General features: G+C 70.1%; 20 protein-coding genes. 13 read left to right on the top strand and 7 right to left on the bottom strand.

The window, feature by feature from the left end:
* Position 1 precedes the first annotated feature (1 nt).
* A complete protein-coding gene (locus tag QC818_RS08560) occupies positions 2 to 991 on the top strand; it encodes a DUF6708 domain-containing protein (RefSeq protein ID WP_309652429.1) in 990 nt (329 codons plus the stop codon).
* Between the two features lie 112 nt (positions 992 to 1,103).
* On the opposite strand, the gene QC818_RS08555 is transcribed toward QC818_RS08560, so the two are convergent.
* The 7 genes from QC818_RS08555 to QC818_RS08525 all read right to left on the bottom strand — a co-directional run bounded on the left by QC818_RS08555 (position 1,104) and on the right by QC818_RS08525 (position 8,628).
* Positions 1,104 to 1,400, bottom strand: a complete 297-nt coding sequence (locus QC818_RS08555) for a cytochrome C oxidase subunit IV family protein (protein WP_309652428.1) — start codon at positions 1,398 to 1,400, stop codon at positions 1,104 to 1,106.
* A gap of 15 nt (positions 1,401 to 1,415) precedes the next feature.
* Entirely contained in the window at positions 1,416 to 1,988 is a 573-nt protein-coding gene (locus tag QC818_RS08550; RefSeq protein ID WP_309652427.1) for a cytochrome c oxidase subunit 3, read from the bottom strand.
* 2 nt (positions 1,989 to 1,990) lie between these two features.
* Entirely contained in the window at positions 1,991 to 2,428 is a 438-nt protein-coding gene (locus tag QC818_RS08545) for a DUF4870 family protein (RefSeq protein WP_309652426.1), read from the bottom strand.
* 145 nt (positions 2,429 to 2,573) lie between these two features.
* Positions 2,574 to 3,944: an MFS transporter gene (locus QC818_RS08540; RefSeq protein WP_309652425.1), complete on the bottom strand. Its 1,371-nt coding sequence runs from the start codon at positions 3,942 to 3,944 to the stop codon at positions 2,574 to 2,576.
* Positions 3,945 to 4,175: 231 nt separating this feature from the next.
* Positions 4,176 to 5,822, bottom strand: coding sequence for an MFS transporter (locus tag QC818_RS08535; protein ID WP_309652424.1), 1,647 nt, complete (start codon positions 5,820 to 5,822; stop codon positions 4,176 to 4,178).
* Between the two features lie 257 nt (positions 5,823 to 6,079).
* On the bottom strand, positions 6,080 to 6,742 hold the full coding sequence (narL, locus tag QC818_RS08530; RefSeq protein ID WP_309652423.1) for a two-component system response regulator NarL: 663 nt from the start codon (positions 6,740 to 6,742) through the stop codon (positions 6,080 to 6,082).
* 26 nt (positions 6,743 to 6,768) lie between these two features.
* Positions 6,769 to 8,628 carry a type IV pili methyl-accepting chemotaxis transducer N-terminal domain-containing protein gene (locus tag QC818_RS08525; protein WP_309652422.1) on the bottom strand — a complete coding sequence of 620 codons (1,860 nt, stop codon included), beginning with the start codon at positions 8,626 to 8,628 and terminating at the stop codon, positions 6,769 to 6,771.
* Positions 8,629 to 8,774: 146 nt separating this feature from the next.
* Between QC818_RS08525 and QC818_RS08520 the strand changes: the two genes are divergently transcribed.
* The 12 genes from QC818_RS08520 to QC818_RS08465 all read left to right on the top strand — a co-directional run bounded on the left by QC818_RS08520 (position 8,775) and on the right by QC818_RS08465 (position 23,661).
* Entirely contained in the window at positions 8,775 to 10,058 is a 1,284-nt protein-coding gene (locus QC818_RS08520) for an MFS transporter (RefSeq protein ID WP_309652421.1), read from the top strand.
* Between the two features lie 316 nt (positions 10,059 to 10,374).
* The gene (locus QC818_RS08515; protein WP_309652420.1) at positions 10,375 to 14,130 is read left to right on the top strand and encodes a nitrate reductase subunit alpha; all 3,756 of its coding nucleotides are present in this window, start codon (positions 10,375 to 10,377) and stop codon (positions 14,128 to 14,130) included.
* Positions 14,127 to 15,692, top strand: coding sequence for a nitrate reductase subunit beta (narH, locus tag QC818_RS08510; RefSeq protein ID WP_309652419.1), 1,566 nt, complete (start codon positions 14,127 to 14,129; stop codon positions 15,690 to 15,692). Before QC818_RS08515 ends, narH begins: the two co-directional genes overlap by 4 nt.
* Entirely contained in the window at positions 15,685 to 16,467 is a 783-nt protein-coding gene (narJ, locus tag QC818_RS08505) for a nitrate reductase molybdenum cofactor assembly chaperone (RefSeq protein ID WP_309652418.1), read from the top strand. The genes narH and narJ overlap by 8 nt, the downstream gene beginning before the upstream one ends.
* Positions 16,464 to 17,141 carry a respiratory nitrate reductase subunit gamma gene (gene narI / locus QC818_RS08500; RefSeq protein ID WP_309652417.1) on the top strand — a complete coding sequence of 226 codons (678 nt, stop codon included), beginning with the start codon at positions 16,464 to 16,466 and terminating at the stop codon, positions 17,139 to 17,141. Before narJ ends, narI begins: the two co-directional genes overlap by 4 nt.
* A 143-nt stretch (positions 17,142 to 17,284) precedes the next feature.
* Positions 17,285 to 18,097, top strand: a complete 813-nt coding sequence (locus QC818_RS08495; RefSeq protein WP_309652416.1) for a peptidylprolyl isomerase — start codon at positions 17,285 to 17,287, stop codon at positions 18,095 to 18,097.
* Between the two features lie 263 nt (positions 18,098 to 18,360).
* The gene (moaB, locus tag QC818_RS08490) at positions 18,361 to 18,930 is read left to right on the top strand and encodes a molybdenum cofactor biosynthesis protein B (RefSeq protein WP_309652415.1); all 570 of its coding nucleotides are present in this window, start codon (positions 18,361 to 18,363) and stop codon (positions 18,928 to 18,930) included.
* Entirely contained in the window at positions 18,927 to 20,183 is a 1,257-nt protein-coding gene (locus QC818_RS08485) for a molybdopterin molybdotransferase MoeA (protein WP_309652414.1), read from the top strand. The genes moaB and QC818_RS08485 overlap by 4 nt, the downstream gene beginning before the upstream one ends.
* The gene (locus QC818_RS08480; RefSeq protein WP_309652413.1) at positions 20,143 to 20,886 is read left to right on the top strand and encodes a Crp/Fnr family transcriptional regulator; all 744 of its coding nucleotides are present in this window, start codon (positions 20,143 to 20,145) and stop codon (positions 20,884 to 20,886) included. The genes QC818_RS08485 and QC818_RS08480 overlap by 41 nt, the downstream gene beginning before the upstream one ends.
* A gap of 24 nt (positions 20,887 to 20,910) precedes the next feature.
* Complete coding sequence (locus QC818_RS08475; protein WP_309652412.1) at positions 20,911 to 21,291, top strand: putative zinc-binding protein; 381 nt, start codon at positions 20,911 to 20,913, stop codon at positions 21,289 to 21,291.
* 143 nt (positions 21,292 to 21,434) lie between these two features.
* A complete protein-coding gene (hglS, locus tag QC818_RS08470) occupies positions 21,435 to 22,802 on the top strand; it encodes a 2-oxoadipate dioxygenase/decarboxylase HglS (protein ID WP_309652411.1) in 1,368 nt (455 codons plus the stop codon).
* A gap of 97 nt (positions 22,803 to 22,899) precedes the next feature.
* Positions 22,900 to 23,661 carry a TSUP family transporter gene (locus QC818_RS08465; RefSeq protein WP_309652410.1) on the top strand — a complete coding sequence of 254 codons (762 nt, stop codon included), beginning with the start codon at positions 22,900 to 22,902 and terminating at the stop codon, positions 23,659 to 23,661.
* Positions 23,662 to 23,700: the final 39 nt, after the last annotated feature.

Genomic DNA, 23,700 nt, shown 5'->3' with positions numbered 1-23,700 from the left:
CATGCAGCGCATCCAGAGCTTCTTCGCCGACCTGTCGCAAAAGGCGGGCCTGGCCGACGAGGTCATCCGGCTCTCGCCACGCCGCCGCGCCGCCGCCAAGCCTTATCAGCTCGGCGACGTCCAGGAGCAGAACGCGGTCTACCTGGACCTGGCCACCGGCGCCGATTTCAGCAAGGGCGGACTCACCGGGACCATGGTGATGATTTTCTTCTACATGGCGTTGCTGGTGTCCCCCCTGCTGGGACAGCCAGATCAAGTCGATAACTACTTGATCTTCTTCGGGGCGCTATTCGGCATCGCCTTTATCAGCTTCCTGATCGAGGTGCTGCTGCCCTTTCCCATGCCGGTGCGCTTCAACCGCCGCACCCGCGAGATCTACTTCCAGGACCGCCGCAAGCTCTACCATGTGCCCTGGGACGAGGCGGTGGCCTGGATGCAGCAGACCCGTCAGGTGACCCAGCACACCGGCGCCACCCGCATGACCTCCCTTCAGGTGCTGCTGCAGCGTTTCCGGCGGCCGGACGAGGTGATCGCCCTGCAGCTCTCGCTGCCCATGGGCAAGACCCCGGAGGTCCAGGCCATGCTCTGGGAATACCTGCGCTGTTATATGGAAAAAGGTCCCTGGTTCGATGAACATGGCGAGCCGCTGACGATTTCCAACCGGGAGGCGGTACTGAAAAACCGCTGGGGGAAAAAGGCCGATCTTCGAGGGAGTTGGCAAGCCTGTGAGAAAGAAATGGAACTTGGCATAGCTACCAAGCTTGGTAGCTACTTGCTTATGCTCTCCCAAGTTGGCTTCTATCCTGCTGCCTTGGTCCAAGATTGGACCACCGCCGTGGCCCGTCGCCGCGCCGAGAAGAACCAGTGGGACAAACGGGTGCGGGAGCGCTGCCGCTCGGGTGGCCCCACTACCCGGCTCTATGACCTGGAAGTCGAGGAAGGGCTGCATCGGGACGATTCAGAGGGTCTCCCGGAGGCCGCCGCGCGATAATGGCCATGCCACGCATCCGGACCTTCTTCGCCGACCTGTCCCAAAAGGCGGGCCTGGCCGGCGAGATCATCCGCCTCGCGCCGTGCCGCCGTTAGGCCGGTCTTGGGCAGCTTCAGCCCAGCCAGCGCGCGGCGAGGTAACCGCCGGCGATCAGCGTCAGGGTCAGGGCCAGCAGGCCGACGAAGGCGCCCCGCCAGGCGGAGCCGGCGGCGCGCAGGTTGAGGTAGACCATCAGCACCCGATGGGCCTTGAAGCCGCCGGCCAGCAGCACCAGGCCCGCGGACCACAGCGGCAGGGCCTGGGCCCGGGCCGCCGGGTCCAGGCGGGCCGAGGCCATGGAGATCAGCGTCAGGGCCATCAGGCTGGCCCAGGTGATGAGCAGGCGGCGGGGACCGGGCAGTGTCGTCATGGTCAACTCGTCGGTTCAGCGCAACAGGTAGAGCAGCGGATAGAGCAGGACCCAGATCAGGTCCACCAGGTGCCAGAAGGCCGCGGCGGTCTCCACGTTGGCCGTGGACAGCCGCCAGGTGACCAGGGCCAGCAGCGCCATCCCGAACAGCACATGGGCGAAGTGGAAGGCGGTCAGGCCGTAGTAGAAGCCGAAGAACAGGTTGGTCTCCGGCGTCAGGCCGGCCCCCAGCTTGTCGGCATATTCCACCCCCTTGACCGCGCAGAACACCGCGCCGAGCCCCAGGGCGGCGCCCAGCCAGCGGCGGGCCCGGCGTCGCCGGCCGGCGGCGATGGCCTCCACGGCCAGGGCGGCGGCGAGCCCGCTGGTCAGCAGCACCAGGGTGTTGAGCCCGCCCGTCAGCGGGTCGAGCTGGCGCTGGGCGGCGTCGAAGAGCGCCGGGTCGGCGGCGCGCTGCCAGGCATAGAGCGCGAAGAAGGCGGCGAACACCAGCAGTTCGCTGAGGATCAGCACCCACATCAAGGGGTTGCCGGGCAGGGCGGCGAGCGGGCCCCAGCCGGGATTCGGCAGGGCGCGGTCGTTCGACACGCTCAATCCTCCAGGGTGATGGCGGCGCCGCCGAAGGCCAGGCTCGCGGGGCGGGCGATGGGCCGATTGGCGAGCAGCCGGTGCAGGCCGACTCCGCAGCGTCCCACCATCCAGATCAGGCCGACGGTGAACAGCAGATAGCCGTAGGTCCAGGAGAACGACGGCGGCAGGCCGGCGACGCCCAGCAGCTGCCAGCCGCCCAGGCCCAGCAGGCCGAAGGCGAGGCCCAGCCAGAAGGTGCGGATCTGGAAGCGCAGGTGACTGTCGACCCAGCCGGTTACCCGGCCGCGGCGCCGGTGCGCGATGGCCGCGCCGATCGGCGCGGTGACCACGCCCATGACGCTGCCCAGGAAGAGGCCGTAGACGATGATGGCCGCTCCCCGGCCGGGCGCCTTGTGCAGGGGAGCCTGAGGATCGGCGGTCGCGGGCGTCGAGGCCATGATGCACCTCCTGATATAAAGGTGTATTTAATATGCCACTATAGATCGGGTGCGGAGCCCTTGCCCTGTCGTGGATCAAGTCGTCGACCGGAAACGCGAATGCCGCCCGAAGGCGGCATCCGCGGTGCAGGGCCTGTGCTCGGGATCAGGCCTCGGCCTCCCGGCCGGGGGCCCGGCGATCGGCCTGCGGGGCCCGCTCGGCGGCGCGGCCGACGTCCTGGATCTCGGGGAGGTAGCGATAGCGTTCCTCGCCCAGCTCCGGCACCCGGCGGCGCTCCATGCGGCGGATGGCGCCGTGCATCCACATCAGCGACACGGCCACCAGCACGAACAGCACCATGTAGGAGCTGGTCCAGACGCCGGTGAGGTCGAGCACCGCGCCGAAGACGATCGGCAGGAAGAAGCCGCCCAGGCCGCCGATCATGCCGACCAGGCCGCCCACCGAGCCGACGTTCTCCGGATAGTAGACCGGGATGTGCTTGTAGACCGCGGCCTTGCCCAGGGACATGAAGAAGCCCAGCAGCACGGTCAGCACCACCACGCCCCACAGCGGCATGGCCAGGGAGAAGGCGATCTGGCCCTCCTTGCCCTCCACCACGTAGTGGGTCTCGGGATAGGCGAGCAGGAACAGGCAGACCAGCGAGGCGATGAAGGTCAGGTACATGATCGCCCGGGCGCCATAGCGGTCGGACATCCAGCCGCCGAGCGCGCGGAAGACGCTGGCCGGCAGGGTGTAGAGGGCGGCCAGGGAGCCGGCCACGGCGATGCTGACGTCATAGGCGCCCACGTAGTAACGCGGCAGGTAGGAGGCCAGGGCGACGAAGGCGCCGAAGACGAAGAAGTAGTAGAGGGCGAAGCGCCATACCTGCAGGTGCTTGAGCGGCTCCAGCTGGGCCTTGGCGGAGGTGGCCTTGGTGCCCTCGCCGCGGCGTGCCCGGGTCAGCGGATCCTCGGAGGCGAACACCCAGAAGCCCACGCCCACCACCGCCAGCACGATGGCGTAGACCACGGCGGTCTGCTCCCAGCCCAGGGCCAGCAGCAGGAAGGGCGCGGCGAAGTTGGTCACCGCCGCGCCGGCGTTGCCGGCGCCGAAGATGCCCAGCGCGGTGCCCTGCTTCTCCTTCTCGAACCAGTAGGAGGTGTAGGCGATGCCGACGATGAAGGAGCCCCCGGCCAGGCCCACCCCGAGGGCGGCGACCAGGAACATCGCGTAGGACTCGACGAAGGACAGCAGGAAGACACAGGCCGCGGTGACCAGCATCAGCACGCTGAACACCCGGTGGCCGCCGAACTGCTCGGTCCAGATGCCCAGGAAGATGCGGCTGATCGAGCCGGTGAGGATCGGCGTGGCGACCAGGATGCCGAACTGGGTCTCGTTGAGGCCCAGGTCCTGCTTGATCTTGATGCCGATGATGGAAAAGATCGTCCACACCGCGAAACAGGTGGTGAACGCCAGGGTACTGAGCGTCAGCGCCCGGTACTGCTGTGGCCGGGTCACTCCCTCAAGGTGTTTCATGTCGTGCCTCCTTCGGCGATGCCTGAGTGGTTGCCTTCCAGCCTGGCAGGCCTGGCGACGCCGATATTGACCTGCATCAAGCCTCGCTGGCCGTTACCCCTTGATTCCCGGGGCCTATCTCCTTGGAGGTAGGCGCGGCCTGCCTCCTTCGGCGCCTGGCCGGAGCCGGAACGAAAGCGACCGGGCCCGCTCGGGGCCCGGTCGCGGATGGCGAGGTCGGGATGGGCCGGTTCAGGGGTTCTTCACGTAGGCGTTGCCGCGCAGGTAGAACCACCAGTTGACCACCAGGCACAGGGCGTAGAAGGCCGCGAAGCCGTACATGGCCATCTCCGGGGTGCCGGCCTTGATCTGCTCGCCCATCACCCGCGGGGCGATGAAGGCGCCGTAGGCGGCCACCGCGGAGGTCCAGCCGAGCACCGGGCCCTTCTGCTGCAGGTCGAAGATGAAGCCGATGCTGCGGAAGGTGGAACCGTTGCCGATGCCGCTGGCGGCGAACAGCACGATGAACAGCACCAGGAACATCCAGAAGTACTGGTTGGGGTCGGTGGCGTTGTAGGCCAGCATCATCACGTAGCCCACCGCGGCGGAGGCCAGGACCATCACCACCGAGATGGCCTGGGTGACGATGGCGCCGCCCACCTTGTCGGAGATCCAGCCGCCCACCGGGCGGATCAGGGCGCCGACGAAGGGGCCCATCCAGGCCCAGGTCAGGGCGCTGGGCGCGTCGGGGTTGGCGACGCGCGTGACGCTGCCGTCGGCGGCCACCTCCATCATGTTGCCGAAGATCACGGTGATCGACAGCGGCAGGGCGGCGGAGAAGCCGATGAAGGAGCCGAAGGTGGCGATGTAGAGCACCGTCATCGCCCAGGTGTGCTTGTTGGAGAAGATCGCGAACTGCTTCTGGATGTTCGGCTTGATGTCGCCGGGAATCAGCCGCAGCAGCCCCAGGGTCAGGGCGATGGTCAGCGGCAGGGCGAGCCACATGTTCAGCCAGCCCAGGGCCGCCACGCCGATCACCGCGGTGATCAGGCCCACGCCGTAGAGGCCGAGGATCTTGCCGAAGGCCTGCAGGGGCGAGCCGGGGTTGGGCGTGATGGCGCGGATGTTGTTCATGCCGAACCAGCCGGCGACGGCCAGCGGGATCAGGAACACCAGCCAGATCAGGCCGGCGTTCTGGATCCAGGTGTCGGTGCCGGCCTCGATGCGGCCGATCAGGGTGCCGCTGGCCTTCTGCAGCTCCATCGGCTCGCCGCCCAGGGCGCCGAAGATGCCGACGGTCATCACCAGCGGGATCAGGATCTGCATGGTGGTGACGCCGAAGTTGCCGAGGCCGGCGTTCATGCCCAGGGCATAGCCCTGCTGCTTCTTCGGGTAGAAGGTCGAGATGTTGCTCATCGAGTTGGCGAAGTTGCCGCCGCCGATCCCCGAGAGCAGCGCCAGCGCCTGGAAGACCCAGAAGGGCGTGCCCGGGTTCATCAGCGCCAGGCCGGTGCCGAGCGCCGGCAGCATCAGCAGGGCGGTGGTCAGGAAGATGGTGTTGCGCCCGCCGGCGATGCGGATCATGAAGGACGCCGGGATGCGCAGGGTGGCGCCGGACAGCCCGGCGATGGCGGTCAGGGTGAACAGCTGGTCCACCGTGAAGGGAAAGCCCAGATTGGTCATCTGGGTGGTGATCATGCCCCACATCAGCCAGACGGCGAAGCCCATCAGCAGGCTGGGGATGGAGATCCACAGGTTGCGGTTGGCGATGCGGCGACCGGTGCGTTCCCAGAACGTCGGATCCTCGACGTCCCAGTGGTCGATATCGGCGCTGGCCCGGCCCGGCGGGCGCTGCGGCTCGCCTTCCCAGCGGGCGGAATCGGCACTCTCTCGGCTCATGGTGTGTCCCCCTTGGTGGTCTCTCGACGGGGCCCCGTCATGGGGCTTTGTCGCGAAAGATACGCCGCGTGGCGGCGCCGGGAAACGGGGCGAAAGTGCCGCAAAAACAGCGGGATACCACCAGGGGGGTAGGCGGGGGTAGGGGGCGGGCGCCCGGCATATCAAGGACTTGGAAGAGGCGGCCCCGGCGAGGGCGGCCCCTCGGCGGGGCGCCGAGGGCATTGGAGGTATCCACACAGAACCGGCGCCGCCGGGCGCTACTTGTCCACACCCTCCTGCACGGCCCATACCGCCGCCTCCACCCGGGAGCGCAGGTTGAGCTTCTTGAGCAGGTGCTTGACGTGGACCTTCACGGTGCCCTCGGTGATGTCCAGCTTGCGGGCGATCAGCTTGTTGGACAGCCCCGCGGCGAGCTCGCGGAGGATCTCCCGCTCGCGCTGGGTCAGGCTGTGGATATCCGGGGTCGCCGGCTGGCTGCGCTGGTTGCGCAGCGCCTCGGCGAGCAGGGCGGTGAGGCTGTCGCTGATCACCATCCGGCCCAGCGCCGCCTGGCGCAGCTGGTGGACCATGTCGTCCGGGTCCATGTCCTTGAGCAGGTAGCCGTCGGCGCCGGCGCGCAGGGCGGCCACCACGTCCTCCTCGTGGTCGGAGACGGTGAACATCACGATGCGCCCGGCGAAGCCGTCGGCGCGCAGCCGCGTGAGGGTCTCGATGCCGTCCATCTCGGGCATGTTGAGGTCGAGCAGGATCAGATCCGGGTCCAGCTCCCCGGCCAGGCGCAGGCCTTCCTCGGGGGTGCCCGTCTCGCCGGCCAGCACGAGGTCGTCCTCCAGCTCCAGCAGCTGGGTGACCCCTCGGCGCAGCAGGGGATGATCGTCGATGATCAGGATCGAGGCGGTGTCTTGGGGCGTCCGGGTCATGCTGCGGGATCCCTGTGGCTGGTGGATCAGGCCGGCTGCTGGGTGATCAGCCGGGCCGTCTGGGGGGTGAAGCCGAGCGACACGAGGGTACCGCCGGCGTCGCGATTGCGCACCTGGAAGTCGCCGCTCAGGGTATCGGCCCGGTCGCGCATGATCACCAGGCCGTAGTGCATGGGCGGCGAACTGTCGTCCTCCAGGCCGATGCCATCGTCCTCGACCATCACCTCCAGGCGGGCCTCGGTGAAACGCACGGTGACCGCCGCCCAGTGAGCCCGGGCGTGCTTGTGCACGTTGGCCAGGGCCTCGCGCACCACCTGCAGCACGTGGATCTCCTCGTTGGGGTTGAGCAGGTGTGGGGGCACGTCGAAGAACAGCTCGACCGGGAAGCCCAGCCGTTCGCTGAACTCCAGGGTGGTCTGGCGCAGGGCGCTCGAGAGCCCGGGGCCCTCGAGGCGCAGCCGGAAGGTGGTGAGCAGCTCGCGCAGCTGGCGGTAGGCGCTGTCCAGGCCGGTGCGCAGTTCGTCGAACACCGGCGCCTGGGTCTCCCGGGGTGCTTCCTTGGCCTGCATGCGCTCCAGGCGGGCGACCTGCATCTTGAGGTAGGACAGCGACTGGGCCAGGGAGTCGTGCAGCTCCCGGGCGATGATGGTGCGCTCGTTCATCAGCGTCACCTGCTGCTCCTCCTCGATGCGCCGCTGCAGGTAGACCGCCGTGGCCAGCTGGTCGGTGAGGGTGTTGAGCAGGCGGCGGGTGCTGTCGGTGAGGCCCGCCTTCCGGTCGTACCAGACCTCCAGGGTGCCGAGCAGCGTCTCGCCGACGCTCACCGGCAGCAGCAGGCACTCCGAGTCGCCGTTCTCGGCCAGCGCCAGGGGCTCCGGGTCGATCAGACAGGCGTGGCAGTCGTGATCGCGGCAGTAGGTGGGGCGGCTGCGCGAATGGGTAGCCAGGATCGGCACCTCGCGCTGGTCGAAGGGATCGTGCAGCGACAGGCCGATCGGCCCGATGTCGAGCAGCGTCTCCAGGCGACGCAGCATGGGCGCGGCGCTGGCGCAGAGGTCGTTGCCGCCGCCGTAGAGGGCTCGGCTGCCGTCGTGGAGGATCTGCATGGCCTCGTTGCTGCGCGCCAGCTCCTGCTTCTTGCGCGAGACCCGTTCCTCGAGGGCCGCGTAGCTGGCGCCGAGCTCGGCGGCCATGGTGTCCAGGGTGCGGCCCAGCAGCGCCAGCTCGTCGCTGCCGGCCAGCCGGCTGCGGTGTCGGAAGTTGCGCCGGCCGGCCTCCCGCGCCAGGACCACCAGCTGGTGCAGGGGGCGGACCAGGTTGTAGCGGATATCGTAGAGGGCGATCGCCACCACCACCGCGGTCAGCGCCAGGAACAGGATCTGCAGCGCGCTGAGCAGGCGGATCTTGGCCTCGCTGTTCTGCTCGAGCAGGGTCACCAGGCGGTCGATCTCGTCCACCAGCCCCTCCAGGCGGCGGTTCAGCGGGGCGATCGCCGCCTCTCCGGCCAGGGCCGCCGAGATGGCCGGGGCCAGGGTCTCGTCCCAGCGGCTGGCCAGCCGCCGGTACTGGGTCTGCAAGGGGTGGTCCTCGGCCTCGGGCAGGGCACCGGTCAGTTCGGCGCTGGCCAGGCGCTCGGCGAAGCGCCCGGCCAGCGCCTCGACGTCGCGGTGGTGCGCCGCGCTCGGGGCCCGGTCGTGGCGCTGCAGCGCGGCGACGACCTGGTAGGTGTTCATGCGCAGCGAGCCGGCCAGGTTGATGGCGGCGGCATCGCCCTGGCTGCTGCCGGCCACACCCATGGTCACGGCGATGCTGACCAGGGCCATGGCGCTGATCGCCAGCAGCGAGGCGGTGATGCGGGCCACCAGGGAGCGCTGCAGCAGTTTCATGTTTCCCTCCGGAAACGCGGGGATCCAGTACGTCACTATACCCTACTGGGTAGCGGTGTATCGCTACAAAGGCGTACCTCCCATGCCCTTTTGACGCTCTGCGTGGCGCTCACGAGAATTCCGGTATCGTCCCGCGAGAGCCGCCCATGAACGCCAAGGATCCTGCCTGCTCCCCCCACGGGGCGCCCGTGCCGGAGTCGCCGCCCCCGTCGCTGGGCTACCGCACCCTGGTGGTGGTGGTGCTGTCGCCGCTGGCCTTCGCCCTGGTCTTCGCCTGCTGGACCCTGTTCGCCGTGCTCGGCATCGAGCTGCGCCGGGAGCTCGCGCTGTCGCCGCTGGCCTTCGCCACCCTGCTGGCCATGCCGCTGCTGGCCGGTGCCCTGGCCAGCCTGCCGGCGGGACTGGCGGCCCGGCGGCTCGGCGGGCGGCGGGTGATGCTCGGCTGCCTGGTGCTGATCTGCCCCTTCCTGTGGTGGATGGGCCATGCCGACCACTACCTGGAGTTCCTGCTCGCCGGCCTGGGGCTGGGCCTGGGGGCGGGCGCCCTGGCCGCCGGCCTGGTGCACGTGGCGACCCTGGGGCCGGCCCGCCACGCGGGGCTGGCGCTGGGGCTCTACGGGGCGGGCATGGTCGGGGCCGGGCTCGGCTACCTGCTGCTGCCGCTGGTCAGCCAGGCCTACGGCTGGCGGCTCGCGCCGCTGCTCTACCTGATGCCGGTGGCCCTGGTGGCCGCCCTGCTGTGGCTGTTCGCCGACGACGCCGAGGCCTCGCGCCCGGCCGGGCCTCGCCTGTGGGCCGCCCTGGCCGGCGGCCTGCGTCGCCTGCGCGACTGGCGGCCATGGCGCCTGGCCATCACCTACGGCTTCTTCTTCGGCGCCTTCGTCGGCCTGGCGCTGTGGCTGCCCGGCGAGCTGGCGAGCCGCTATACCCTCTCCCTGCAGGCCGCGGCCCTCTGGGCGCTGCCCTTCCCGCTGGCGGTGGGAACGGGACAGGTGATCGGCGGCGCCCTGGCCGATCATCGCGATTTCCGCAGCCTGCGCTGGTGGGTCTGCGCCTTCGTGCTGGTCTGCCTCTTCCTGCTCTCCTACCCGCCCTTCGAGATGGTGATCCATGGCGTGCAGGGGCCCATGACCCTGAGCTACACGGCGCCGCTGTGGGGCTTCGAGGCCCTGTTGATTCCCATGGGGCTGGCCATGGGCCTGGGGCTCGGGAGCCTGATGCGGCTGATCCACCGCGATCACGGCGAAGACGTGGCGCTGGTGGGCGGCCTGGCGCTGACCCTGGGCGGGGTCTTCGCCGCCCTGCTGCCGCCGGCGTTCGTGCTGGGCAGCGCCTGGACCGGGATCGGCACCGCCGGCTTCATGTTCCTCTACGCCGCCTTGGTGGTCTGCATGCTGCTGATGCTCGCCGACCATGCCCGACGCCCCTGACGTCCCGGCATCCTGCCTGCTCGCCGCCCGGTCGCCGGGCGCCCTTCGCAACCCCGTCTCGTGGGTACGCCTCGTGCGCCCGCCGGTTGCGTTTCGCCCCTCCCGCCAGGGGCTTATCCCCAGGCGAGGGCGGCATCTATCCCCTTGGGGGTAGCGGCAGGGTATATGGAGGTAACCGGGCAGTCAGCGGCGTCTCAATCCCCCAGAATCCTCCTCAAAGACCGTGACCGAGGCGGTCGGCCCCTTCGGCCTCGCCCGGCACAAGACGGGTGACCCGGAGAGGTCACGCATCTTTCGAGGAGCCTGGAGAGCGACCATGAGTCACTTCATCGATCGGCTGAACTTCTTCCGCAAGGCCCGCGAGCCCTACGCCAACGAGCATGGCGAGCTGCGCGACGAGTCCCGGGGCTGGGAAGACGGCTATCGCCAACGCTGGCAGCACGACAAGGTCGTGCGTTCCACCCACGGGGTGAACTGCACCGGTTCGTGCAGCTGGAAGATCTACGTCAAGAACGGCCTGGTCACCTGGGAGACCCAGCAGACCGACTATCCGCGCACCCGTCCGGATCTGCCCAACCACGAGCCGCGGGGCTGCCCGCGCGGCGCCAGCTACTCCTGGTACATCTACAGCGCCAACCGCCTCAAGCACCCCCTGGTGCGCAAGCCGCTGCTCAAGCTGTGGCGCGAGGCCCTGGCCGAGAAGGGCGATCCGGTGGATGCCTGGGCGTCCATCGTCGAGGATCCGGCCCGCACCAAGCAGTACAAGCGCGCCCGGGGCATGGGCGGCTTCGTGCGCGCCGACTGGGACGAGCTCAACGAGCTGATCGCCGCCTCCAACGTCTACACCGCCAAGCAGTACGGGCCGGACCGGATCATCGGCTTCTCGCCGATCCCGGCCATGTCGATGGTCTCCTACGCCGCCGGCAGCCGCTACCTGTCGCTGATCGGTGGGGTCTGCATGAGCTTCTACGACTGGTACTGCGACCTGCCGCCGGCCAGCCCTCAGACCTGGGGCGAGCAGACCGACGTGCCGGAGTCCGCCGACTGGTACAACTCCGGCTACATCATCGCCTGGGGCTCCAACGTGCCCCAGACCCGTACCCCGGACGCCCACTTCTTCACCGAGGTGCGCTACAAGGGCACCAAGACCGTCTCGGTCACCCCGGACTACGCCGAGGTCTCCAAGCTCACCGACGAGTGGCTGTCCGCCAAGCAGGGCACCGACGCGGCCCTGGCCATGGCCATGGGGCACGTGATCCTCAAGGAGTTCCACCTCGACAAGCCCAGCGCCTACTTCACCGACTACGTGCGGCGCTACACCGACATGCCCTGCCTGGTCGAGCTCGAGGCCCGGGAGGACGGCAGCTACGCGCCCGGCAAGCAGCTGCGCGCCAGCGACTTCGCCGACAACCTGGGCGAGGACAACAATCCCGACTGGAAGACCGTGGCCTGGGACGAGACCCGCGACCGGCTGGTGGTGCCCCGCGGCTCCATCGGCTTCCGCTGGGGCGAGGAGGGCAAGTGGAACCTCGAGTCCCTCGACGCCGAGGGCGGCGAGATCCAGCCGCGCCTGAGCCTGGCCGAGGCCCATGACGAGGTGGCGAAGGTGGCCTTCCCCTACTTCGGCGGCATCGCCCACGAGCACTTCGACCACGTTAAGAGCGGCGGCGCCAGCGACGAGCTGCTGTTCCACAGCCTGCCCGTCAAGCGCATGACCCGGGCCGACGGCCGCCAGGTGCTGGCGGTCACCGTGTTCGACCTGATGTGCGCCAACTACGGCATCGACCGCGGCTTCGGCGAGGACGACGGCGCCACTTCCTTCGATCAGGTCAAGCCCTACACCCCGGCCTGGCAGGAGAAGATCACCGGCGTGCCCGCCGAGCAGTGCCTGCGCATCGCCCGGGAGTTCGCCGACAACGCCGACAAGACCCAGGGTCGCTCCATGATCATCGTCGGTGCCGGGATGAACCACTGGTACCACATGGACATGAACTACCGCGGCCTGATCAACATGCTGGTCATGTGCGGCTGCATCGGCCAGAGCGGCGGCGGCTGGTCCCACTACGTGGGCCAGGAGAAGCTGCGCCCGCAGACCGGCTGGCTGCCGCTGGCCTTCGGCCTGGACTGGCAGCGTCCGCCGCGGCACATGAACTCCACCTCCTTCTTCTACAACCACTCCAGCCAGTGGCGCTACGAGAAGCTCGAGATCAAGGAGATCCTCTCGCCGCTGGCCAACCCGGCCGACTACTCCGGCAGCCTGATCGACTTCAACGTGCGTTCCGAGCGCATGGGCTGGCTGCCCTCCGCCCCGCAGCTGGCCACCAATCCGCTGCGCCTGGCCAAGGCCGCCGAGGCCGCCGGCCTGTCCACCAAGGACTACGCCGTCGAGCAGCTCAAGAAGGGCGAGCTGGCCTTCGCCGCCGAGGATCCGGACGACCCGCAGAACTTCCCGCGCAACATGTTCATCTGGCGCTCCAACCTGCTGGGCAGCTCGGGCAAGGGCCACGAGTACATGCTCAAGTACCTGCTGGGCACCCGCCACGGCATCCAGGGCAAGGACCTGGGCGAGGACGGCGGCCAGAAGCCGGAAGAGGTCAAGTGGCACGATGAGGCCCCGGAGGGCAAGCTCGACCTGCTGGTGACCCTGGACTTCCGCATGTCGACCACCTGCCTGTACTCGGACATCGTGCTGCCCACCGCGACCTGGTACGAGAAGGACGACCTCAACACCTCGGACATGCACCCCTTCATCCACCCGCTGACCGCGGCCACCGACCCGGCCTGGGAGTCGCGCAGCGACTGGGAGATCTACAAGGGCATCGCCAAGGCCTTCTCCCAGGCCTGCGTGGGGCACCTGGGCGAGGAGACCGACCTGGTGACCCTGCCGCACCAGCACGACTCCCCCGCCGAACTGGCCCAGCCCGAGGTCAAGGACTGGAAGAAGGGCGAGTGCGAGCCGGTGCCCGGCAAGACCATGCCGGCGCTGATCGAGGTCAAGCGCGACTACCCGGCCACCTATGAGCGCTTCACCTCGGTGGGCCCGCTGCTCGACAACCTGGGCAACGGCGGCAAGGGCATCAGCTGGAAGACCGAGAAGGAAGTCGAGCTGCTCGGCAAGCTCAACTACGTCAAGACCGAGGGGCCGGCCAAGGGCCGTCCACGCATCGAGTCGGCGATCGACGCCGCCGAGGTGATCCTGACCCTGGCGCCGGAGACCAACGGCCAGGTGGCGGTGAAGGCCTGGGACGCGCTGTCGAAGATCTCCGGCCGCGACCACGCCCACCTCGCCGAGCCCAAGGAAGAGGAGAAGATCCGCTTCCGCGACGTGGTGGCCCAGCCGCGCAAGATCATCTCCAGCCCGACCTGGTCCGGCCTCGAGGACGAGCACGTCTCCTACAACGCCGGCTACACCAACGTCCACGAGCTGATCCCCTGGCGCACCGTCAGCGGCCGCCAGCAGTTCTACCAGGATCACGCCTGGATGCGCGCCTTCGGCGAGAGCCTGCTGGTCTACCGGCCGCCGATCGACACCAAGGCGGCGGTCAGCCTGGCCGACGACAAGGGCAACGGCAATCCGGAGATCGCCCTGAACTGGATCACCCCGCACCAGAAGTGGGGCATCCACTCCACCTACAGCGACAACCTGCTGATGCAGACGCTGTCCCGGGGCGGGCCCATCGTCTGGATGTCCGAGGACGACGCCCAAGCGATCGGCGTCGAGGACAACGACTGGATCGAGCTCTACAACGCCAACGGCGCCATCGCCGCCCGGGCGGTGGTCAGCCAGCGGGTCAAGAACGGCATGGCGATGATGTACCACGCCCAGGAGCGGATCCTGAACATGCCGGGCTCCGAGGTCACCGGGACCCGCGGCGGCATCCACAACTCGGTCACCCGCGTGTGCCCCAAGCCGACCCACATGATCGGCGGCTATGCGCAGCTGGCCTACAGCTTCAACTACTACGGCACCGTCGGCTCCAACCGCGACGAGTTCGTCATCGTGCGCAAGATGCGGAAGATCGACTGGCTGGACGGCGAGGGCAACGACTATGAGCAGGAGGCCGTGAAATGAAGATTCGTTCCCAGGTAGGCATGGTCCTGAACCTCGACAAGTGCATCGGCTGCCACACCTGCTCGGTGACCTGCAAGAACGTCTGGACCAGCCGCGAGGGCGTCGAGTACGCCTGGTTCAACAACGTCGAGACCAAGCCGGGCATCGGCTATCCCAAGGAGTGGGAGAACCAGAAGAAGTGGAACGGCGGCTGGCTGCGCCGCAAGGACGGCCGCATCGAGCCGCGCATCGGCGGCAAGTGGCGGGTGCTGGCGAACATCTTCGCCAACCCCGACCTGCCGGAGATCGACGACTACTACGAGCCGTTCACCTTCGACTACCAGCACCTGCATACCGCCAAGCAGGGCGAGCACCAGCCCACCGCCCGGCCGCGCTCGCTGATCTCCGGCCAGCGCATGAACAAGGTCGAGTGGGGCCCGAACTGGGAGGAGATCCTCGGCACCGAGTTCGCCAAGCGCCGCAAGGACGCCAACTTCGAGCAGGTGCAGGCCGACATCTACGGCCAGTTCGAGAACACCTTCATGATGTACCTGCCGCGGCTGTGCGAGCACTGCCTGAACCCCACCTGCGTGGCGTCCTGCCCCAGCGGGGCGATCTACAAGCGCGAGGAGGACGGCATCGTCCTGATCGATCAGGACAAGTGCCGCGGCTGGCGGATGTGCATCTCCGGCTGCCCGTACAAGAAGATCTACTACAACTGGAAGACCGGGAAGTCCGAGAAGTGCATCTTCTGCTACCCGCGCATCGAGGCCGGCCAGCCCACGGTGTGCTCCGAGACCTGCGTGGGGCGCATCCGCTACCTGGGCGTGCTGCTCTACGACGCCGACCGCATCGAGGAGGTGGCCAGCTCCCCGGACGAGCGCGACCTCTACCACCGCCAGCGCGAGATCTTCCTCGACCCGCATGATCCCGAGGTGATCGCCCAGGCGAGGAAGGACGGCATCGCCGACAACGTGATCAAGGCCGCCCAGGAGAGCCCGGTCTACAAGCTGGCCATGGACTGGGGCCTGGCGCTGCCGCTGCACCCTGAGTACCGCACCCTGCCGATGGTCTGGTACGTGCCGCCGCTGTCGCCCATCCAGTCCGCCGCCGAGGCCGGCAAGGTGGAGTACGACGGCGTGATGCCGAAGATCGAGTCGCTGCGCATCCCGGTGAAGTACCTGGCCAACCTGCTCACCGCCGGCGAGGAGGAACCGGTGGTGCTGGCCCTCAAGCGGCTGATGGCCATGCGCCTCTACATGCGCGGCAAGCACGTCGAGGGCGCCGCCGACGCCGCGGTGCTCGACGAGGTCGAGCTGACCGAGGCCCAGGTCGAGGAGATGTACCGCTACCTGGCCATCGCCAACTACGAGGATCGCTTCGTGATCCCCACCAGCCACCGGGAGATGGCCACCGAGGCCTTCCCCGAGCGCGGCGGCTGCGGCTTCAGCTTCGGCGACGGCTGCCACGGTGGCGACAGCGGCGAGAGCCTGTTCGGCGGCCGCAAGCAGACCACCACCCTGGTGCAGCCGGTGGCGGTCTTCGATCCCCATGCCCAGAGCGAGGAGGCCCGTCATGGCTGATGCCGCCCGCGTCCTGCCCGAGCCGGCGGACGACATGCTGAGCCTGCGGGTGCTGGCCCGCCTGCTCGACTATCCCGGCGAGGAGCTCCAGGCCGCCGCCGGGGAGATGATCGAGATCCTCGACGCCGAGCGCCGCTGGTCGACCGCGCAGCGCACCGCCCTGATGGACTGGTGCCAGCGCCTGGCCGAGGCCGAGCTGATGGAGCTGCAGGCCGAGTACGTGGCGCTGTTCGATCGCGGCCGCGCCACCTCGCTGCTGCTCTTCGAGCACGTCCACGGCGAGTCCCGCGACCGCGGCCAGGCCATGGTCGACCTGCTGGCCGAGTACCGCGCCGCCGGCTTCGAGATCGATGCCCGGGAGCTGCCCGACTACCTGCCGCTGTTCCTCGAGTACCTCTCCACCCGTCCCGCGGCCGAGATCGGCCGCTGGCTGGGCGAGATCCGCCACATCCTGGCGCGGCTCGCCGCCCGCCTGGAGGAGCGCGAGGCCGACCATGCCCTGGTGCCCCTGGCGCTGCTGGCGCTGATCGGCGCCGAGGCCGACGTGGACGAGCACCGCGAGGACGTGAAGGACGAGGAACGGGACGACACCCCCGAGGCCCTGGACGCCGTCTGGGAGGAGGAGGCGGTGCGCTTCTCCGCCGCCTCCGATCAGGACTGTGCCCTGCAGTCGGCGGAAGGCCGGCGCCTGGCCGAGCGCAAGAACGTGACGCACAGCGAGGCGGTGCGGGTCCTCGACCCCAGCGCCCCGCGGCACCAAGGAGATCAGTCATGAGCTACTTCAACACCCTGCTGTTCGGGCTCTATCCCTATCTCGCCGGCAGCGTCTTCCTGATCGGCAGCCTGCTGCGCTTCGATCACGGCCAGTACACCTGGAAGACCGGCTCCAGCCAGATGCTCTCGTCGCGCAACATGCGGCGAGCCAGCAACCTCTTCCATGTCGGCATCATCGTGATCTTCTTCGGCCACCTGGTCGGCCTGCTGACCCCCCATTGGGTCTATGCGCCCTTCATGAGCCCGGGCACCAAGCAGCTGATCGCCATCCTGGTGGGCGGCATCGCCGGGGTGATGTGCCTGGTCGGCGGCGCCATGCTGGCCCACCGCCGGCTCACCAACCCGCGGGTCAGGGCGTCCTCCAGCCCGATGGACACCGTCATCATCCTGCTGCTGGTGGTGCAGGTGACCCTGGGGCTGCTGACCATCATCCCCGCCCTGGGCCACCTGGACGGCGGCGTGATGCTCGAGCTCGCCCACTGGGCCCAGTCCATCGTCTTCTTCCAGGGCGGCGCCGCCGAGCACCTGGCCGAGATCGGCCTGATCTACAAGCTGCACATCCTGGTGGGGCTGACCATCGTGCTGGTCTTCCCCTTCACCCGACTGGTCCACGTCTGGAGCGTGCCGCTGGGCTACGTGACCCGGCGCTACCAGATCGTCCGTCGTCGGGCCTGAGATCGAGCAGAAACGGGGCCGGGTTCTGACCGGCGACAGGCCGTCGAGGGGGCGCCGTGACCCCCTCCTGGCATAGGCCCCCCTCTTCGGCCTGTCCCCGGCGCCCTCAAGCATCAGTGCAGGTGCACCAAGGATTTCTCACCATGCAGAAGATCGATATCGAGATGGTCCCGGGGGGCGCGACCCCGCCCCCCATCCGGGTCGGCGAGGCGCTGATCGATCACGCCGATATCGCCCGGGAGATGCAGTACCACCCGGCCGACAGCGCCGGCGACGCCCGGGGCAAGGCCGCCCGGGCCCTGGCGGTGCGCGAGCTGCTGCGCCAGCGGGCCGCCCGGCTGGGCCTGGCGGTGGACGAGGAGGCGGATGTCGAGGCGGCCATCGCCGAGCTGCTCGACCGCGAACTGGACGTGCCCGAGCCCGACGAGGCCGACTGTCGGCGCTTCCACGCCGCCCATCCGGCGCGCTTCAGCGAGCCGACCCGGGTGCGGGTGCGCCATGTGCTGCTGACGGCGGCGCCGGACGATCCCGAGCGCCGGGACGGCGGCTATCGGCAGGGCGAGAAGCTCATCCAGCAGTTGCGCGAGGCCCCGCAGCGCTTCACCGAGCTGGCCCAGCGGCATTCCGCCTGCCCCTCCCGGGAGCAGGGCGGCGAGCTGGGCTGGCTGGCGCCCGGCCAGACGGTGCCCGAGCTGGACCGCGCCCTGCAGCACCTGCCCGAGGGCCTCCACGGTCGGCCCCTGGCCTCCCGCTACGGCTGGCACGTGGTGAGCATCGATGCCCGGGAGGAAGGTCGCGAGCTGCCCTACGAGGAGGTGGCCGACCGGGTGCGCCACAGCCTGCGCGAGCAGGCCACCCGGCGTGCCCTGCGCCACTACCTGCTGGCGCTGGAGGCGGAGTTCGGCGTGGACGGCATCGCCCTGGACGAGGATGCCGCCGGCGCCCTGATGCAGTGACTTTCGGGGGAGACGGCGGGCTGCGGCAGCCACGACAGGCGGCTTCCATGGGGTCAGACCCCGGCCAAGCCACCAAGTCCATCATGGTGCGCCTCACCAGCCCTGTCACCGCCGCCGGGGTCTGACCCCATGTCGGCACGAGAGGCGGCTTCTGCAGGAAGGTGTCGCCAGCGCCGAGAAAAGTTAGAGGGTCTGCCAGAGGCTGATCCCGAATCCTGAATCAAGATGTCCGCCGCCCGCCGTCGGGCGGCGAGGAGGCCCTTATGTCCCATGTTTCCGCCGATGCCCCCTTCGTGCCGCTGGGCATCGCCGTGCTGACCGTGTCCGACACCCGCGGCCCCGACGAGGACGGCAGCGGCGACCTACTCGCCGGGCGCCTCGCCGAGGCCGGCCACGCGCTGGCCGAGCGCCGCATCGTCCCCGACGACGTCTACCGCATCCGCGCCGTGATCTCGGCCTGGGTGGTGCGCGACGACATCCAGGCGATCCTGGTCAACGGCGGCACCGGCTTCACCGCCCGGGACACCACCCCGGAGGCGCTGGCGCCGCTGTTCGACAAGGCGATCGACGGCTATGGCGAGCTGTTCCGCCGGCTGTCGCTGGACAGCATCGGCACCTCCACCGTCCAGTCCCGGGCGGTGGGCGGGCTGATCGACCGCACCCTGGTGTTCGCCATGCCCGGCTCGCCCAAGGCCTGCGCTACCGCCTGGGACGGCATCCTGGCTCCCCAGCTGGACGCCCGCACCCGGCCCTGCAACTTCGTCGCCATGGTGCGCCCCGAGGCGCCGCGCTGCGCCTCCCGGCAGGGCCAGGACACGGAGGTGCCGGCATGAACTGCGGCTGTGACGCACCCCTCAAGGCCGGGCTGCTGGACCTCTTCGATGCCCGCGCCCGGATGATCGCCACCGGCGCGGCGGTGGCCGGCGTCGAGCGCGTGGCGCTGGCGGCGGCCGCCGGGCGCGTGCTCGCCGAGGACGTCCCGGCGGCCCGCGACCTGCCCGGCGTCGACAACAGCGCCATGGACGGCTATGCCCTGTGTCTCGCCGACCTCGAGGCCGGCGACGGCGTGCTGCCGGTGCGCCAGCGGATCCCGGCCGGCGCCGGGGTGCAGCGGCTGGTCGAGGGCGGCTGCGCGCGGATCTTCACCGGCGCGCCGGTGCCCGCCGGCGCCGAGGCGGTGATCCCCCAGGAGCGGGTCACGCTCGACGCGGCCGGCCGGGTGCGCTTCCCCGAGGCGATCGTCCCCGGCGCCAACATCCGGCGCCGCGGCGAGGAGCTGCGCGAGGGCGACGCCCTGCTGGCCGCCGGCATCCGGCTGACGCCCGCCGCCATCGCCCAGCTGGCCAGCCAGGGGCTGGCCGAGGTGAGCGTGCGCCGCCGGCCGCGGGTGGCGCTGATCGGCACCGGCGACGAGCTGATCGCCCCCGGCGAGCCCTGGACGCCCGGCGCCGTCTACGACAGCAACGGGGCCATGCTCAAGACGCTGCTCGACCAGCAGGGCGTCGAACGGCTCGACCTGGGCGTGGTCGCCGACGACCCCGAGGCCCTGGCCGCGGCCTTCGCCCGGGCTCGGGACGAGGCCGACCTGGTGCTGTGCACCGGGGGCGTCTCGGTGGGCGAGGAGGATCACGTGCGGCCGGTGCTGGAGCGCCTCGGCGGCCTGGTCTTCCATGGCGTGGCGATGAAGCCCGGCAAGCCGGTGGCGCTGGGCTACCTGGGGGCGTCCCCGGCGACCGGCACGCCGCTGGTCGGCCTGCCCGGCAACCCGGTGGCCTCGCTGGTGGGCTGGCAGTTCCTGGCGCTGCCGCTGTTGCAGGGCCTTCAGGGCCGCACCCCGCCGCCGCTGCAGCGCTTCCCGATCGTCGCCGGCTTCTCGCGTCCGGCGCCCCGCGGACGCCGCGAGCTGCTGCGAGTGACCCTCGACTGGCAGGGCGCGACCCCCGTGGCCCGCCTGGCCGGCGGCCAGGGCTCGCACATGCTCAGCGCCGCTCGCCAGGCGCACGGCTACCTGATCGTCGACCCCGATACGCCCGTGGAGGAAGGCCATGCCTACGGCTACTGCCCCGTCGCCCAGTTCCTCGACTGAACCCCTGCTGCGCCCCCGCCGCCTCGTCGAGCTGGTGCGCGGCGTGCCCTGGCTGCAGGGCCTCGGCGATCCCGCCGTGGCCCAGCTGCTGGATGCCGCCCGGGTGCAGCGGCTGGGAAGCCGGGAGTGGCTGTTCCACCAGGAGGCCCCGGCGCAGTGGCTGTACATCGTGATCAGCGGCGTGGTGCGGCTGGTGCGCGCCGTGGGCGACGGCCAGCAGGCGACCATCCGCTGCGTGGAGCGCGGCGGCCCCCTCGGCGAGCTGAGCATGGTGTCCGGGGAGGGGCGCTACCTCTACTCCGCGGAGACCCTGCGCCGGACCCAGCTGCTGGCGCTGCCCGCGGCGCGCTGTCGCGAGCTGCTGGACGCCGAGCCCGCCTGCCGGGCCGAGTTCATGAGCCGCATGGCGCTGGAGCTCACCGAGCGCCTGGAGGACCTGGCGCGCTCCACCCAGGCCGACGCCATGGCGCGGCTGGTCAGCTACCTGCTGCGCCAGCTGCCGCCGGGCCGGGCCGGCGAGCCGCGGGTGGTGCGCCTGACCATCCCCAAGCGCTGGCTCGCCGCCCAGCTGGCGATGACCCCGGAGACCCTGTCGCGGCTGCTGGCCCGGCTGCGCGAGGCCGGCGTCATCGAGGTCGAGCGACACCGCCTGGTGGTGCGCGACGAGCGCGAGCTGCGCGCCTACCTGTTCGCCGACGACTGAGATTTCCGCAACCGAGGAGGCGACATGGCCCGATCGACCCCGACCCGTCCGCTGGTCTATTCCTGCTCCGGATGCTCCGACGTGGCTCAGCTGGCCAACGAGGTGGCCCTGCGGCTCGACCACGGCGGGGTGGCCGAGATGTCCTGCATCGCCGGCGTGGGCGGCGGCGTGCCCGGGCTGGTGCGCCTGGCCCGCTCCGGCCGGCCGCTGGTGGCCATCGACGGCTGCCAGATGCACTGCGCCAGCCACTGCCTGGACAATGCCGGCGTGGCGCCCACCGAACACGTCCGCCTCTACGAGCGGGGGCTCAAGAAGCGCAAGGGCAAGCTCTACGACGAGGCGACCATCGCCACGGTGACCGAGGAGGTCGGCGAGTTGATCGCCCGGCTGCCGGTGGACGACTGAGCCCGGGGCGGCGGGACCCGCGAAGAGATGAAAAAGCGGGTCGCCTTTTCGGTAGGCCGCCCGCGGCGACTCTGCTTTCATGAGAGGGGTCAACGACCCTCAAGGGTCTCCGCCATCGCAGGACCCACTGCCAAGGACCCCGCATGAACAGTACCGCCACGGCCGTCGTTTCCCCCGACGCGATCCGCGACCGCTTCTCCCGCGCCATGTCGGCCATGTACCAGGCCGAGGTGCCCCAGTACGAGACCCTGCTCGAGCTGGTCGAGCAGGTGAACCGCGAGACCCTCGACCGCGACCCCGCCCTGGCCGAGCGGCTGGCCGACCATGATGAGCTGAACCGGCTCAACGTCGAGCGCCACGGCGCCATCCGCGTCGGCAGCGCCGGGGAGCTGGCGATGCTGCGCCGGCTGTTCGCGGTGATGGGCATGCACCCCGTCGGCTACTACGACCTCTCCGAGGCCGGCGTGCCGGTGCACTCCACCGCCTTCCGCCCCGTCGACGACGCGGCCCTGGCCCGCAATCCCTTCCGCCTGTTCACCTCGCTGCTGCGCCTGGAGCTGATCGAGAGCGCGCCGCTGCGCGAGCGCGCCGCGGCCATCCTCGAGGCGCGCGACATCTTCACGCCCGGCGTGCGCGAGCTGATCGCCCTGGCCGAGGCCCAGGGCGGGCTCACCGACGACCAGGCCGACCGCTTCGTCGCCGAGGCGCTGGAGACCTTCCGCTGGCATCGCGACGCCACCGTGGACCTGGCCACCTACGAGGCGCTGCAAGCCGAGCACCGGCTGATCGCCGACGTGGTCTGCTTCCGCGGCCCGCACATCAACCACCTGACCCCGCGCACCCTGGACATCGACGAGGTCCAGCGGCGCATGCCGGCGGCCGGCATGAACCCCAAGGCCGTCATCGAGGGCCCGCCCCGTCGCGACTGCCCGATCCTGCTGCGCCAGACCAGCTTCAAGGCGCTGGAGGAGGCGGTGCGCTTCGCCGGCGAGGATCCGGGCACCCACACCGCCCGCTTCGGCGAGATCGAGCAGCGCGGCGTGGCCCTGACCGCCGCGGGGCGGGCGCTCTACGACCGCCTGCTGACGGCCTCCCGGGAGCAGACCGCCGGCCTCGACAACGCGGCCCACCAGCGAGTGCTGGCCGAGGTGTTCGCCGACTTCCCCGACGACGAGGCCGAACTGCGTCGCCAGGGCCTGGCGTTCTTCGAGTACCGCCTCACCGACGCCGGGCGCGCGGCCGGCGCCGTGGACGAGCGTGACCTGGAGGCCCTGATCGAGGCGGGCCTGGTAAGCGCCCGGCCGATCACCTACGAGGACTTCCTGCCGGTCAGCGCGGCGGGGATCTTCCAGTCCAACCTGGGCGACGGCGGCGGGGAGGCCTATGCCGGCAACGCCAACCGCGAGGCCTTCGAGGCGGCGCTGGGGGCCCCGGTCGCCGACGAGCTGGCCCTCTACGCCGAGCGCGAGCGCGCCTCCCGGGAGGCCGTGCTCGCCGCCCTGGCCGGCTGAGCGCGGCCGCGCCAGAGCGTCACGCCGCGGCCGCCCCTTGGCCGGCCGCGGCGTCTCTCGGCTATGATGGCGGCTCGCCCATGGACCGGGACCCGCCATGCCCCTGCTCGATGCCCTCTCGCCCCTCGACGGCGGCCTCGACCTGCTGCTGATCCTGCTGTCGGTGCTGACCTCGGCTTTCACCGCGGCCTTCGGCGTCGGCGGCGGGGTGCTGATGATCATGGCCCTGGCCCAGGTGATGCCGGCCACGGCGCTGATCCCGGTGCACGGCATGGTGCAGCTGGGCTCCAACGTCGGCCGCGTGGCCATGACCTGGCGCCACGTCGACCGGGTCACCCTGCTGGCCTTCCTGCCGGGCGTGGCGCTGGGCGCCCTGGCCGCCGCCTGGCTGCTGCTCCGCCTGCCCGCCGGGGTGCTGGAGCTGTGCATCGCCGGCTTCGTGCTCTTCACCCTCTGGGGGCCGGGCCTGCCGAAGCGCGCCCTGGGTAGGCTCGGCACCCTGCTGCTCGGCGCCGTCACCACCTTGCTGTCCAGCCTGGTGGGCGCCAGCGGCCCCATGGTCGCGGCCTTCATCAAGCAGCGCCAGTCCGGGCGGCTGGCCAAGGTGGCCACCTTCTCCGCCTGCATGGTCGCCCAGCACCTCACCAAGGCCTTCGTGTTCGGCGTGGCCGGCTTCGTGTTCCACGACTGGCTAGGCCTGATCCTGGCCATGGTGGCCGCCGGCTTCCTCGGCACCTGGCTGGGCCTGCGCCTGCTGCGGCGCCTCTCCGACCGCCACTTCGACGGCCTGTTCCGCGCGGTGCTGACCCTGCTGGCCCTGCGCCTGGTCTGGCTGGGCCTGCAGCGCCTGGCCGGCTGAGCCCGGGCGTTGAATTCTCGCCATCGCGGCGATACGGCT

The organism is Halomonas koreensis (genome assembly GCF_031451675.1).
GTDB classification, from domain to species: Bacteria; Pseudomonadota; Gammaproteobacteria; order Pseudomonadales; family Halomonadaceae; genus Halomonas; species Halomonas koreensis.
The sequence above is the reverse complement of the archived record's forward strand: the minus strand, read 5'-3'. Positions and strand labels throughout refer to the sequence as shown.